Source organism: Shewanella sp. Sh95, from assembly GCF_001308045.1.
GTDB classification, from domain to species: domain Bacteria; phylum Pseudomonadota; class Gammaproteobacteria; order Enterobacterales; family Shewanellaceae; genus Shewanella; species Shewanella xiamenensis.
Window position 1 is genome coordinate 76568 of record NZ_LGYY01000186.1, and the last position, 13165, is coordinate 89732.

Annotated in this window: 12 protein-coding genes and 1 pseudogene; 9 read left to right on the forward strand and 4 right to left on the reverse strand. The window is 47.4% G+C overall.

All coding sequences use genetic code 11. From position 1 onward, the window contains the following. Positions 1 to 5: 5 nt before the first annotated feature. The 3 genes from AEA42_RS14025 to AEA42_RS14035 are packed head-to-tail and all read right to left on the reverse strand — an operon-like array spanning position 6 to position 2787. Positions 6 to 1010, reverse strand: coding sequence for a polysaccharide deacetylase family protein (locus AEA42_RS14025; RefSeq protein WP_055648053.1), 1005 nt, complete (start codon positions 1008 to 1010; stop codon positions 6 to 8). Continuing rightward, positions 1007 to 1651 carry an ester cyclase gene (locus tag AEA42_RS14030; RefSeq protein WP_055648054.1) on the reverse strand — a complete coding sequence of 215 codons (645 nt, stop codon included), beginning with the start codon at positions 1649 to 1651 and terminating at the stop codon, positions 1007 to 1009. Before AEA42_RS14030 ends, AEA42_RS14025 begins: the two co-directional genes overlap by 4 nt. Next, positions 1651 to 2787, reverse strand: a complete 1137-nt coding sequence (locus AEA42_RS14035; RefSeq protein WP_055648055.1) for an alkene reductase — start codon at positions 2785 to 2787, stop codon at positions 1651 to 1653. The genes AEA42_RS14030 and AEA42_RS14035 overlap by 1 nt, the downstream gene beginning before the upstream one ends. Positions 2788 to 2898: 111 nt before the next feature. Here AEA42_RS14035 and AEA42_RS14040 point away from each other — a divergent pair, with 111 nt between their 5' ends. Next, the gene (locus tag AEA42_RS14040) at positions 2899 to 3810 is read left to right on the forward strand and encodes a LysR family transcriptional regulator (RefSeq protein WP_055648056.1); all 912 of its coding nucleotides are present in this window, start codon (positions 2899 to 2901) and stop codon (positions 3808 to 3810) included. Positions 3811 to 3888: 78 nt separating this feature from the next. Here AEA42_RS14040 and AEA42_RS14045 read toward each other — a convergent pair whose 3' ends face one another. After that, complete coding sequence (locus AEA42_RS14045) at positions 3889 to 5694, reverse strand: sensor histidine kinase (RefSeq protein ID WP_088586605.1); 1806 nt, start codon at positions 5692 to 5694, stop codon at positions 3889 to 3891. 208 nt (positions 5695 to 5902) lie between these two features. Here AEA42_RS14045 and AEA42_RS14050 point away from each other — a divergent pair, with 208 nt between their 5' ends. The 8 genes and pseudogenes from AEA42_RS14050 to AEA42_RS14085 all read left to right on the forward strand — a co-directional run. Next, positions 5903 to 6505, forward strand: coding sequence for a response regulator (locus AEA42_RS14050; RefSeq protein WP_055648057.1), 603 nt, complete (start codon positions 5903 to 5905; stop codon positions 6503 to 6505). Between the two features lie 424 nt (positions 6506 to 6929). Beyond that, positions 6930 to 7517 carry a type II secretion system protein gene (locus AEA42_RS14055; protein WP_047540133.1) on the forward strand — a complete coding sequence of 196 codons (588 nt, stop codon included), beginning with the start codon at positions 6930 to 6932 and terminating at the stop codon, positions 7515 to 7517. A gap of 244 nt (positions 7518 to 7761) precedes the next feature. Further along, entirely contained in the window at positions 7762 to 8940 is a 1179-nt protein-coding gene (fliB, locus tag AEA42_RS14060) for a flagellin lysine-N-methylase (RefSeq protein ID WP_055648058.1), read from the forward strand. Between the two features lie 248 nt (positions 8941 to 9188). Next, positions 9189 to 9713, forward strand: a complete 525-nt coding sequence (gene hslV / locus AEA42_RS14065; protein ID WP_011073856.1) for an ATP-dependent protease subunit HslV — start codon at positions 9189 to 9191, stop codon at positions 9711 to 9713. A gap of 18 nt (positions 9714 to 9731) precedes the next feature. Next, complete coding sequence (hslU, locus tag AEA42_RS14070; protein ID WP_055648059.1) at positions 9732 to 11060, forward strand: ATP-dependent protease ATPase subunit HslU; 1329 nt, start codon at positions 9732 to 9734, stop codon at positions 11058 to 11060. A gap of 145 nt (positions 11061 to 11205) precedes the next feature. Continuing rightward, positions 11206 to 11592 (forward strand): DUF971 domain-containing protein, encoded by a 387-nt coding sequence (locus AEA42_RS14075; protein ID WP_055648060.1) that lies wholly within the window; start codon positions 11206 to 11208, stop codon positions 11590 to 11592. A 293-nt stretch (positions 11593 to 11885) separates the two neighbouring features. Continuing rightward, positions 11886 to 12473 (forward strand): DMP19 family protein, encoded by a 588-nt coding sequence (locus tag AEA42_RS14080; protein ID WP_055648061.1) that lies wholly within the window; start codon positions 11886 to 11888, stop codon positions 12471 to 12473. A 497-nt stretch (positions 12474 to 12970) separates the two neighbouring features. Continuing rightward, positions 12971 to 13165, forward strand: a pseudogene (locus AEA42_RS14085) (IS4 family transposase); the annotation flags it as partial.

The window sequence follows — 13165 nt, forward strand, 5'->3', positions numbered from 1 at the left end:
ATCTCTTAAAATGTTCTTGCAGGATTGGTTGGCGTATCCTTTTGCGCCAGCGCCCATTTAGCAATCGCATCCTTACGCATAAAACCCACTTTTGAGTGTTCTCTCGCGTATTGAATAAACTTGTCTAAGGCATTGGCAAGACCTGGCGTGCCCCCGATACGGTCATGCACACTAATCGACATCATCCGCCGCTGCGATGCTCCTTCCTGATAGAGCATATCGAATTCGTCTTTAAGCTCCTGTAAGAAGGCGGCAGCCGTCATCGCAGTGTTACCACCAAAGCGACCTATATCATTGTTGCGCAAGGTATAAGGCACCACGGCAAACGGTTTACCCTGCACAGGGATAATTGAAGGTTCATCCCTTGATAAATCATCAATGTGATAGATAAAACCTAAGTCCTGTAGGATATTTAAGGTTTGGGTGCTGTGGCGCATCCAAAACGCATTAAACCCGACAGGACGCTGACCAGTGATCTTTTCTAAGGTATTGATACTCTGGATATAAGAATCACGTTCCTGCGCTGGCGACATACTGTATTGCGGCGTCCACGTCTGCCCATGGCCTGAAATCTCATGGCCTTCATCCACCACTTGTTTAGCAAGTTGTGGATGTAATTCGGCGGCGCGGCCCACCATATGGGATGTCACCTGAATATTGTGCTTACGCCATATACGCAGCAAACGCGGTATCCCTTCATTCATCCCGTAGTCGTACCAACTGGGAGTAATCGTATCTGGGTAGCCTTTCTCCATTGGTGGAAACGGCCCTTCAGCGTTTTTATCCTGCGCGCCAGCCTCAAACTGCATGGATATCGAGATCACTAGTTGCTCGCCATTAGGCCAAAAACGCTTATTCATATTGCCTCCTACCGAAGTTTGAGTTTGATCATCGACCGCCACTAAGCTCGGAACTCCCATTGAAAAGGCTGACTGACTCAGCCCTACCCCTGCAATCAAAGCGCCGCCCGCCTGTAAACTGGTCTTTAAAAATTGTCGACGTTGATTCATGACTTCGCTCCTGTGGTCACAGCGTTAGAGGCAAGCTGGTTAAATAGCGTTTGATAATCCTCTAGATGCCAGTTATCAGTAATAAAACCCTCACGCACGCGGTACATATCTACGGCGCGAAAATCAATTTTTTGCCCTTGACCACGCTGTTCACCAAAGGTACCCGTAAAGTGGCCATTAAAACGGAAGCGCACAACCGCACGGTCACCGACCACCAGCAAGTGCTCAACGGTTACCGAGAGATCTGGCACCGCCGCCCTAAAGGTTTTAGAGGCGTCGAGCGGTCCGCTAATCCCCTGTGCACGACCTTCGGGCAAGGTGCGATCAATAAAACTGGTCGCTAATGCCCAGCGGGCAAATGTCGGGTCACCGGTATCCCAAAAACTAGCGTATAGCAAAGCGGCGTGGGCAATCGATTCAGCCTGTGGTGAACCATCACTGATCAGTTCCATTGCCGTCACCTTAGGGGTAAGGGCAGTTTTGACATCGACACTGGCTTGAGTAGAACCACCTTGAGCGGCAAACACCGTCATGCTAAGGCTGGCGAGCACAAAACCCAAAAGCGCTAAGCCGAGTAATCCTGAGCTCCACAAACCTACTTTTATCCAAGGAGAAACAGGGCAATAAATACGGTTTTGCATTATGCCACCTCATCATCACTAGAGCGGATGACGGCGCGCAGTGCCGCTTGATAGCTAGGATAATCGGTATAGCCCGCCGCACTGCCGCCAAATAATGGCCCCTTATCGAAGGGCGATAAGGGCAATTGATTGGCTAATCGATAAGGCAGATCGGGGTTAGCAATAAAGGCACGACCAAAGGCCACTAAGTCGGCATAACCTTTTTCGATAACCTCATTGGCACGCTCGACATCGTAACGCCCCGCCACAATAATGCTGCCTTTAAACACTTTGCGTAGCTCAATTCTGAAGGACTCAGGCACCTGTGGCGCATCGTCCCAATCGGCTTCAGACAAGTGCAAATACGCTACGCCCAACGCCGATAAGTGTTTGGCGGCCAACAGGATAGTATCGACAATCTCTGGGCAGGCCATATCCTTAAAGGTCACATAGGGTGCAAGGCGAACGCCCACTTTATCGGCACCAATCTGGGCACTTACCGCTTTAACGACTTCCAATAAAAACCGAATACGCTTCTCCGGCGTACCGCCGTAGGCGTCGGCTCTATGGTTAGAATTAGTCCGCAGGAATTGGTCAATGAGATAACCATTGCCGCCATGGATTTCGATGCCATCAAAACCCGCGGCAACGGCATTTGCCCCTGCGTTGGCAAAGTCGGCCACCACGCGGTCGATATCCGCTTGCGTCATTTCCCTCGGCTCGGGGCAATCTACCATTTGTCCCTCGGGATGCTCCTCATCAACGATCCATACCTTAGTACCAACAGGAGCAATCGCTGAAGGTGCAATCGGCGCTGCACCCTGCTGAAAAATCGGATGGGACACTCGGCCTACATGCCAGATTTGATTAAAGATTTTTCCACCCGCTTGATGCACCGCCGCAGTAACCTTTTTCCAGCCATCAATTTGCGCCTCGGTATAAACTCCAGGGGTAAAAGAATAGCCTTGGCTGTCGTCAGAAATTTGGGTCGCTTCGGTGATGATAAGCCCTGCTGACGCACGCTGGGCGTAATATTGCGCCATTAAATCATTAGGGATATTACCCGGTTGCGTGGTACGCGCCCTTGTCATCGGCGCCATAACAATACGATTTTGCAGTGTCAGTGCCGCTGACTCATAGGCTGTAAATAAACTCATATGCACTCCCGAACCATAAATGATGATTGAATATCTAGGTGCAATTGTGCATTAGTTAATCTATATTGATAATTAGCCTATTATTTAAATCATTTTCAAAAATATTTTGATATGTACCATATAAATGATCTGCAACTCGCCCTGCGTATCGCTGCGCTTGAAAGCCTGTCCGCCGCCAGTAAAGAAGTCGGCATGACGCCCGCAGCAGCGAGCGCGGCACTGCAACGGCTTGAAAAAAAGTTAGGATGCCAACTATTTGCGCGTTCAACTCGGCGGTTGCAACTCACGGAAGAAGGGCGAATATTTCTCGATGCAGCTAAACCAGCCCTTGCGTTACTCGAAACCGCTTCCGCTAATTTGGCCGAGCATAGGGGCGAGCTTAAGGGCGAAGTGCGCATTGCTCTGCCCTCGGACATTGGCCGCAGTCGGATCCGCAATTGGCTAGATGAGCTGATGGATAGCGCGCCTGAGCTGTCGATTCAGCTGTACTTTGGCGACCATATGACAGATCTCATCGATCAAAATATCCATTTAGCCCTGCGTTATGGCCAACTGGAAGATTCCAATCTAAAACGGCGCCAACTGTCGATGACGCCAAGGGTGCTCGTCGCCTCCCCCGCTTATCTTGCGCAATATGGTGAACCGCAAACACTGAACGAGTTGAGCCAACACCAAGTGTTGATCTTAAATCGTGGCGGCGAGCCATGGCAGAAATGGAAATTCAGCCATAATGGTGAAACCGTAGAGATTGAAGTAAGAGGAAAACGCTTTTGCAATGATGGCGCCGTTGTGCGCGATTGGGCACTGGCGGGGCGAGGTATAGCCTATAAAAGTTGGCTCGATGTGGCGCAGGATGTCACCGAAGGCAGACTACAGCTTATCCTAGCCGATAAACTCGCGCCTGCGGTGCCACTGCAATTAGTCTATCTACAAACCGACTATCCTAGCCATAAAATCCGCCGCACTATTGAATTTTTAGCCCAAAAACTGCTGCAATTTAGCCAAGAATATCCCGCGCCTTAAACGATAATTGGGCTTGATAAAAAGCAGCTTGCACCCGCAACTGAAGATAGATACTTAAAAACTCTGCGGCGATTCATTCTAGCCCCGAGGTAATATCACCGTCACCACACAGCCTTGCTGCCAAGGCAATGGCGTTTGTGTCGATTGCTTGCAGTTTTCAATCTCAATACTGCCGTGGTGACGGCTAACGACATCCTTACAAATCGCTAAACCTAATCCGAGCCCTGCATCTTTGGTAGAGGCAAAAGAGGCCATCAACTCATTAGCTTGCCCCTGTAAACCTTGGCCATTATCAATTACCAATACTTTGATTTCAGTGGGTTGATAGTGGATCTCAATCCTTAACTTACGTGCACGGTTATCCTCACATGCTTCCAGCGCATCGAGGCTATTTTTCACCAAATTGACCCACATTTGACTTAAGCCAACACTATCCCCCATCAATTCATAGGGACGACCTTGCACCTGTACGTCAACTTGTACCCCCGCTCGGTCTAATTCTCGGCGTAATAAGGCCAGTGCCTCTTTGACGACTAACGTCACATCCAGCGGTTCAGCCTTCGACTGACGGCGTTTAAGCAAGCCACGAATACGGTGCACAACCGCCCCAGCCCGTATCGATTGTGCGTTGATTTTACCCAAAATATCATAGAGCTCTGGGTTGTCCTGTCCCAGCCTTTCTAGCTGTATCATAGCGCCCTCACTGTATTGGGTTATCGCCGCAATCGGTTGATTTAGCTCATGGGCCAACCCGGCACCAATCTCCCCGAGAATCGCCGCACTTTGTAAGCGTTCTAACTGCAATGCCTTGTCTTTTAATTGCCGCTCAGTACTGACTAAAAACTCGCTCTTTTGGCGGAATTTATATTCGAGCCACAGGTGATAAATGGTCGACACAATAAAGATCAGCAGTAATACCCCACCCCACTCTTTATTTTTCTCCATCCATTTATACACGGTTTGATATAAGGGAGGTGATGCACCTTGCAGCTGTAATTCTTTAAATAATTCAATCACCTTTAGCTGGCTTACCGGCGCAGTCCAACCTAAAGTATCGGCGGTAATCGCCGCCACATGGTCTGGGGGCAGGTCAAACAAGGCGCGGGTGATTTGCATGGTGATCCGTGGCGAAACCGTATCCGCCGCCGCAAATGACCAATTAGGATAGAGTTGGGTGCTCACCTCGCAGTCATATCCAGGAGGATGGGTTGGATGAATGACACGATAGTCCGTCTTATTGATAAGCCCTGTTTCAATCATTTCCTCTAGGGTACAAAAAGGCGCAATGGCGGCATCGGCACTCCCATCGCGCACTTGATAGATCAGCGGCGCGAGGGGAAATCCTAAAAATCGCACTTGGCCAAAGAATTGCTCCGGTAAATAACCCATTTTATGCAGTAATCCCATCGCAGCCTGATAGCCGCCAAGTGCCTGCGGATCGCTAGCAACCACATTCTTACCGCGTAAATCCTGCAAGCTACGTATAGGGCTATCGGCACGCACAATAATGGTCGCGCCTATGGTGAAAGTGCTGCCCTGATGTTTACGGCTTTTCATGGTCGCGAGCCAAGAGAGGGGGAAATTATTACTCAAGTGCAGATACTGGCCGGGGTTAGTCACAATAAACTGCAATTCATTGCTCAGTAACTGGCTACGCATACCATTAAAGTCGACGGGCACTACTTCAAAACGGCTATTAGGGACGTTTTCGCTAAGGTAATCCATCATAGGCTGCCAGCGCTGTTTTGCCTGCAACACCCCATGATTCGCCAGCACTCCCACTTTAAATTCATGAACGGGAATGTCTTCATCGGCATAGGACAAATTAAGCATCATTACGCTCAATATGCAGCTCACGAGTATTGCCCTACACCAAGTTCTCATTGCTATCGCCTTGTCTTGTATGCTTTTGTATTCGGAGTACTTTATACACAAGGCCAAAATGATGCTGTGAATAACACCAAACTCTGGCATTCCCCCTAAAGTGATTTGACTAATTTAGTGATAAACCTCCCAAGACCTAGGCTTAAAATTGAGCCTACGACAAGGCAGGCTTAAGCTGATAAAGAGTCCCACCACCAAAAGGAAAACCATGTCCACTATGCTGCCGCTGTATTTAGTCGATGATGATGAAGCGATTCTCGACTCTTTAGGATTTATGCTCAGGCAATTTGGTTATCAAGTACAAACCTTTAGCAGTGGACGGGATTTTTTAGCCCAATGCCCGTTAACTCAAGCGGGATGCGTGATCTTAGATAGCCGAATGCCAGAGATCAGCTGCCAAGAAGTGCAGCAAAAGCTGCTTGAAACCCAAAGTCCATTAGGAGTGATTTTTCTCACTGGGCACGGTGATTTACCCATGGCATTAAGCGCTTTTCGTAAAGGCGCATGCGACTTTTTTCAAAAACCTGTGTCGGGTAAAGCCCTTGTACAAGCGATTGAAAAAGCACATAAAGAAAGCCAATCCAGCTTTGAGCAACAGAGTCTGCAGCAGAAATTTGCCCAACTGACTGAGCGCGAACAACAAGTATTAGCCCATGTGGTTCAAGGCATGACCAACAAACAGATCTCCGAAGCCATGTATTTATCCTTAAGAACCATCGAAGTGCATCGCGCAAAGATTATGAAAAAGCTTGAAGTGAACAATATGGCAGAGTTAGTACAACACTTAGGAAATCTAAATTCTGTTTTATAAATCAGTGACCAGCACGCTAAACAATCGCAATATATTCTCGCCACGCTTGTCACGATTAAACCGCTAATTCCATATAACTCAGACCATTTAGAATGCGCTGATGGCGACGTTTTCATCCAAACTGCGACAAGCTGTCGCAGTTTGCATCTTTGGCTTTGTATCAAACACCATTCACTGCCACACTCAAGTTAGGTTCTGTCATTTATGCTCCGTAGGCATTAACGATCCACTGCTTTTGAACCTTCCCCCGAGTACGGCCAGTGTCCTCGGGGATTTTTTTATCCCTACAAACCTCGCCTCGCCTCCCTAAATCCGAACAATCAATGTAGCATTGTTGTTAATTAAATTAATATCTATCAATAACTTAATGATAATTTTTCAAAATGAAGTTAGAATGCGACTATCTTGGCAACAGGTGAGCAGTATGAGTCGTTTACACACATCTAAGGGATTCACCCTAATCGAACTGGTGGTGGTTATCATCATTTTAGGCATTCTTGCTGTAGTCGCAGCCCCGCGCTTTATGAATCTAAGTCAAGATGCTCACGATACTCGGGCAAAAGCTGCTTTTGCTGCTTTTACCTCTGGCGTCAAGCTGTATCACAGTTGTTGGCTTGCGGGCGGACACTCGGGATATACCCAAAATCTCGCTTGCTATGGTGATGGCACTATCGACTCGACCACCACGGGCTTTCCACTCGGAAAAGACACGGCTCAAAGCAGCAGCCAAGGCACTCAATTACAAGGCGCTTACTGCGGAGAACTGTGGCAATCGTTACTCGATAATCAGGACTTTGTCCTTACCACACACACGGATTGGGAAACGCAACAAGCACCCAATATCGACATCGTCTACTGGTATAGCGGCGGCGCGATAAGTGATCCTAATACTTATTGTTACTTTAACTATGTGTCGGATGATCGCCGCCTTGGCAGCGAGAATTGGGAGCTAAAATACTATCCCCTCGATGGACGAACTGTTGTCGGCCGCTCCTCGTTATCTGCACCTTAACCCACCCAGCATATCCGCTTTCGCCACAGGGCATAAAATCAACAAAGTCCTGTGGCTTTTTTTGCAATAACTTGAATTCTGACTATCCATCCTATAGTGACTTTGTTTTCCTCCGCATCATTTTCATTGCGGGCAGACACTAAGATTCCTTTTACATGTGGTTGTCAAACTCACCAAAGATTGGCCTTAATCCTATAGATTTGTTACCTTTTTGTTTATGGAACACTCAGATGAATAAACGCCAATGAATAATCTCATTGTTACACCAGGCTACGCTTCACAATTCAGTTGTATAGGTGCCGCATGTGAAGACAGTTGCTGCCATGACTGGACCATCATTTTTGACAAAAAAAGCTACAAAAATACCCTTAACCATCCAAAACTCGCTTCGCTTGCCAAAGAGGCATTTATTGAAACCAAAACCGATGCTAATCAGTGGGCAAAAATCAAACTTAACGCCAATGGAATATGCCCGTTTGTAAACGAGCAGAAGTTGTGTGCCATCCATGCGGCTGCGGGTGAAACAGCCTTAAGCCACACCTGTAAAACCTATCCTCGTAGTGACAATGTTATCGCAACCACTAAATACGAAAGTTTAACGATATCTTGCCCTGAAGCTGCCCGTCAGGTGCTATTTGACGCCAATGCATTTCAATTTGAGGCAAAGAGCGGTGGCGCCAAACGTCCAACCGCGGCCAATCCTGCATGGTTAGAAAAAACCTACGATTACAGTTTGGATTTATTAATTAATATGGGTGTGGATTGGCAACAGGCACTCATGGCTATAGGATTATTGGTAAAAGTCAGTGACCAAGTGAGGCAAAATACTCTTCCTATTGCACAAATAGATCAGCGTTTTGAACAATTAATCTTGCTGGCCCAAACCAATCAAATCGATGAGCAATATCAAAAAATACCCTACACACCACAGCCTCAAACCCATGCTTTTGTGTCGATACATGACCAATTATGCAAACTTCACTCAAGAAGCTTAAAGCCTCGTTTTACCTCGCTTAATGATGCAATTGGTTTGTTATGTAATGAGAGTAATCAATATCAAATTGACGATTTAAATAAAGCGTGGGAAGAAAAAGCCTTGCCTGCGTTGAGCAATTATCAGGATTTATTTGACCGTTATATTTTATATTCGCTTTACCATGAGCATTTCCCCATGAGTGATTCACAGCAGCCTTGGATGGCATTTCGCCTGCTCGTGATAGATTGCTTTATGATCCGCTGTTACTTATCTGCCATGGCATTTAAAAATAATGGACTGACAGAAAGTGACATAGTGCTGTGTTTTCAGCTCTATAGCGTTGTGCGCCAACATAAAGCGAAATTTGCCCAGGGCATCAATCAGACCCTACAAGAATGTGGTATTGATAGTATTCCCGCCGCCATCAGTCTATTAAAAACCTCGTGATCGCCCAGGAGAGACTGCCGAAATAGCGCCAACGGCAGTCTTTGCGAATCAGCCGACGCTTCAGTCGTAGCAAGACTGAAGCAGGCCGCCATTTCTCTGTAAGCTGTTATTTTGTTGCAAAAGGCGCGCGAACACGTAAACCCCATTGGCTTTTTCTGCAATAACTTGAATTCTGACTATCCATCCCCATATTTACTCCATCATCCACCGCAGGATTTTCATTGCGGGCAAGAGAAGAGGATTCAAAAGTGACCACTATCGTATCAGTACGCCGTAATAACCAAGTTGTCATCGCCGGCGATGGCCAAGTCTCCCTAGGCAATACCGTGATGAAAGGTAACGCCAAAAAAGTGCGTCGCTTGTATCACAACAAAGTGTTGGCAGGTTTTGCTGGCGGCACCGCCGACGCTTTTACCCTATTTGAGCGTTTCGAGTCCAAACTCGAGATGCACCAAGGTCACCTGTTACGCTCGGCTGTTGAACTTGCCAAAGATTGGCGTACCGACCGTATGCTGCGCAAACTCGAGGCCATGCTTGTGGTCGCCGATGCCGAAGCCTCACTTATCATCACAGGTAATGGTGACGTAGTGCAGCCAGAGCATGATTTAGTCGCCATTGGCTCGGGCGGTAACTATGCCCAAGCGGCGGCGTTAGCACTACTGCAAAATACCGAATTATCGGCGCTGGAAATTGCTGAAAAGTCATTGACTATTGCAGGCGATATCTGCGTATTCACCAATCAATTCAAGACAATTGAAGAACTTAATTACTAACAGGGCGTGAGGAATATTATGTCTGAAATGACCCCCCGTGAGATTGTCCACGAGCTGGATGCCCACATTATCGGCCAGAAAAAGGCCAAACGTTCCGTCGCCGTCGCCCTGCGTAACCGCTGGCGCCGCATGCAGCTAGATGCCGATTTCCGTCAAGAAGTTACCCCAAAAAACATTCTGATGATTGGCCCAACCGGCGTAGGTAAAACTGAAATCGCCCGCCGTTTGGCAAAGCTCGCGAATGCCCCATTTATCAAGGTTGAAGCCACTAAGTTCACCGAAGTGGGTTACGTGGGTAAAGAAGTCGAGCAAATCATCCGTGATTTAACCGACATCGCCATCAAGCTGACCCGCGAGCAGCAAATGGGCAAATGCCGCCAACGCGCCGAAGAACACGCTGAAGAGCGCATTCTCGATGCCCTGCTGCCCAAGCCGAAAAATGACTGGGATAACACGGAAAGCGATACCAGCTCCAATACCCGTCAAATCTTCCGTAAGAAGCTGCGCGAAGGCCAATTAGATGACAAAGAAATCGATATCGACGTGGCCCAGCCACAAATTGGTATTGAAATCATGTCACCGCCCGGCATGGAAGAAATGACCAACCAACTGCAAAGCCTGTTTAAAAACATGGGCCAAGCACCGGCAAAACGTCGCAAGATGAAGATCAAAGAAGCCTTTAAGCTGTTGATCGAAGAAGAAGCGGCCAAGCTGGTAAATCAAGAAGATTTAAAAGAGCAAGCCATTGAATTGGTTGAGCAGCACGGTATCGTGTTCCTCGACGAAATCGACAAAATCTGTAAGCGTGGCGAAACCTCAGGCCCAGACGTTTCCCGCGAAGGGGTACAGCGCGACCTATTACCTTTAGTCGAAGGCTGCACGGTAACCACTAAACACGGCATGGTGAAAACCGACCATATTCTGTTTATTGCGTCGGGCGCATTCCAGATGTCAAAACCATCGGATTTAATCCCTGAGCTACAAGGCCGTTTACCGATCCGCGTTGAGCTAGATGCGCTATCAGCCGATGATTTTAAACGCATTTTAACTGAGCCACATGCCTCACTGACCGAGCAATATATCGCGCTGATGGCGACCGAAGGCGTGACCATTGAGTTTACCGAATCAGGTATTGAGAGCATCGCCAAAGCGGCATGGCAGGTGAACGAGCGCACCGAAAACATTGGTGCCCGTCGTCTGCATACCGTAATGGAAAAGCTGATGGAAGATATCTCCTATGAGGCGTCTGACAAGTCTGGCAGCTCATTTGTGATTGATGCCGATTATGTGAGTGCTCACTTAGATAATCTGGTTCAAGACGAAGACCTAAGCCGCTTTATCCTCTAAGCGATTAGCACACAACATCTGCCATGCATATATGGCGGAGATAAGTTCGAAATTGTGACAGTGGCTAAGGCTTACACTTTGTAACCTTAGCCACAAATTGTTATGTTACAGCTTGTCCATTCTCAGCATTTTCTTGGCACTACCTATGACCACTAGCACACCCAATGTCACCGATCTTAAGCTCAAGCGTAAATCGCGCATTTTAGAAATCAGCTTCGATAACGGCGAGCAGTATCAACTCACCTGTGAGATGTTACGCGTCTATTCTCCCTCCGCCGAAGTGCATGGTCACGGTAACCCTAAGCTGGTCACCCATAAGAAAAACGTCAATATCACCAGCATCGAACCCGTAGGTAACTACGCGGTAAAAATCGTCTTCGACGATGGCCACGATACCGGGCTGTTTTCCTGGCAAGTGCTTTACGATCTCGCCACTCACCAAGTGGAATTATGGGAAAAGTACTTAGCACGCCTGCGAGCCGAAAAGGCTTCTCGCGAACCCCTGATTGCGATGAAAATAAAGTACAACTAATAAATTAGGATAGCTGGCTGTTAATTGTGATATTTAAACAATTACATTACAGCTAACGACAGATGTTTAAGAGTATTCGGCCATAGATTAAGCACAGTTATTCCAGTGACACGCCGTAAATATATCCCTATAGGCTCGACGGCGGCATCCATGCCGCCAACGGTCACTTCCATACCAATGCTTAATTCCACTAATCTCTGCGTATGCTTTAACTCTAAAAACAGGTCATTTTACAATGGGTCGTTTGTGAATCTGTTATTTCTCTTGCTGACCTGAATATCTAAGGAAAGATAATGTCGGAAAAAGTCCCCTGCACAGCCTGCCAAACTTTAATTATGCCCAGCACCGCCGAGCGAAACGCAGGCTTATGTATGCCCTGCAAAAATGGCAATCGTGAAAATATTGAGCAAGCAAAAGCCTATTACCAAAAGGAGCGGGAATTAGATAAAACCTGCCCTTTTAGAGCGTTGTTGCGAGATATTGTGGTGCGGGTGCACGACGATAATCAGGGCTTTCACACGCTAAGCGAAGCAGCGCAGCACTATTACGCCGTCAATTGTCTCTCTGGCGAAGTCTATAACGGCGGTTTTATCCAATACTTCGATAACTCATCGGGCGAGCATTATGCTGTTGCCGAGCGCGGCCTTGAGCAAATTGGTGCTTTGCATTCGTTAGCCCTATTACAACAGGCTAAACAGGCGGTGTTTGGTGACCATCCCGTCCCTACCGACAGAGACCAACGCCTCGCCGCAACCGATAATCCAGTCGCCGAAGCCCGACTCAATCAACTCGATGATGAGTTTTATAAAGATTTGGATAATCTTGATATCAAGCTAGAGAGCTATGCAATACAAACGGGATTGGTAGTATCGAACCGATAAATATTCTATTTATCGCAATAACACTTAACGTCGTGGGGTTTCACCCCACACCCGACCAAGGAGGACTGCTCGTCCTATCCTCCTTGGATTCTCCAAGACGCCCCTACGGAGTTGAAAGCCCCTTGTGCTCATTGCCAAATTTGCTATCGCTTCCGAAGGATGCGTCCCTGCACCTGCGAAAGCTAGCTTGCCATCCATGGCAAGACTCACGCAATTTGTCTATTCGCCCTGCGGCAACTCCGAGGGGATGGTGACCCCCTGTCACTTCTGTGTCGTCTGTTAATCCTAAAAGAGTTACGTCTGTCCCATCTTTTTACCGTCCCATCTTTTTCGATAGTCTCGTCTCAAGAAAAATTAATATTCTTCTTTAAAAGCAATTAAACGCTTCGCCCTGAAGAATCCCCTGATGATTTACAAATAAATCATCAAATTAGGGTGGAAGCGCATCTTGTTGCATGATCAAATGGTTTCGCTAAAAACTACACTTGGACAACAAGATGCGCGAAGCCAATATCCTACAACATTCTTTACACCAATACTGCCCAGAACTTCACCTAAAACGATTAAACAGCTTGATGCTGGCCTCTAAGGCACTGATTGAATGTAAGACACTGACCTTGACTGAGTTAGGTCGAAATTTACCAACCACGGCCCGAACCAAGCACAACATCAAGCGCATTGATCGTTTGCTC

Coding starts and splice junctions, on each gene's coding strand:
- AEA42_RS14025 (WP_055648053.1), bottom strand. CDS start 1,010: ATGAATCAACGTCGACAATTTTTAAAGACCAGTTTACAGGCGGGCGGC.
- AEA42_RS14030 (WP_055648054.1), bottom strand. CDS start 1,651: ATGCAAAACCGTATTTATTGCCCTGTTTCTCCTTGGATAAAAGTAGGT.
- AEA42_RS14035 (WP_055648055.1), bottom strand. CDS start 2,787: ATGAGTTTATTTACAGCCTATGAGTCAGCGGCACTGACACTGCAAAAT.
- AEA42_RS14040 (WP_055648056.1), top strand. CDS start 2,899: ATGTACCATATAAATGATCTGCAACTCGCCCTGCGTATCGCTGCGCTT.
- AEA42_RS14045 (WP_088586605.1), bottom strand. CDS start 5,694: ATGAGAACTTGGTGTAGGGCAATACTCGTGAGCTGCATATTGAGCGTA.
- AEA42_RS14050 (WP_055648057.1), top strand. CDS start 5,903: ATGTCCACTATGCTGCCGCTGTATTTAGTCGATGATGATGAAGCGATT.
- AEA42_RS14055 (WP_047540133.1), top strand. CDS start 6,930: ATGAGTCGTTTACACACATCTAAGGGATTCACCCTAATCGAACTGGTG.
- fliB (WP_055648058.1), top strand. CDS start 7,762: ATGAATAATCTCATTGTTACACCAGGCTACGCTTCACAATTCAGTTGT.
- hslU (WP_055648059.1), top strand. CDS start 9,732: ATGTCTGAAATGACCCCCCGTGAGATTGTCCACGAGCTGGATGCCCAC.
- AEA42_RS14075 (WP_055648060.1), top strand. CDS start 11,206: ATGACCACTAGCACACCCAATGTCACCGATCTTAAGCTCAAGCGTAAA.
- AEA42_RS14080 (WP_055648061.1), top strand. CDS start 11,886: ATGTCGGAAAAAGTCCCCTGCACAGCCTGCCAAACTTTAATTATGCCC.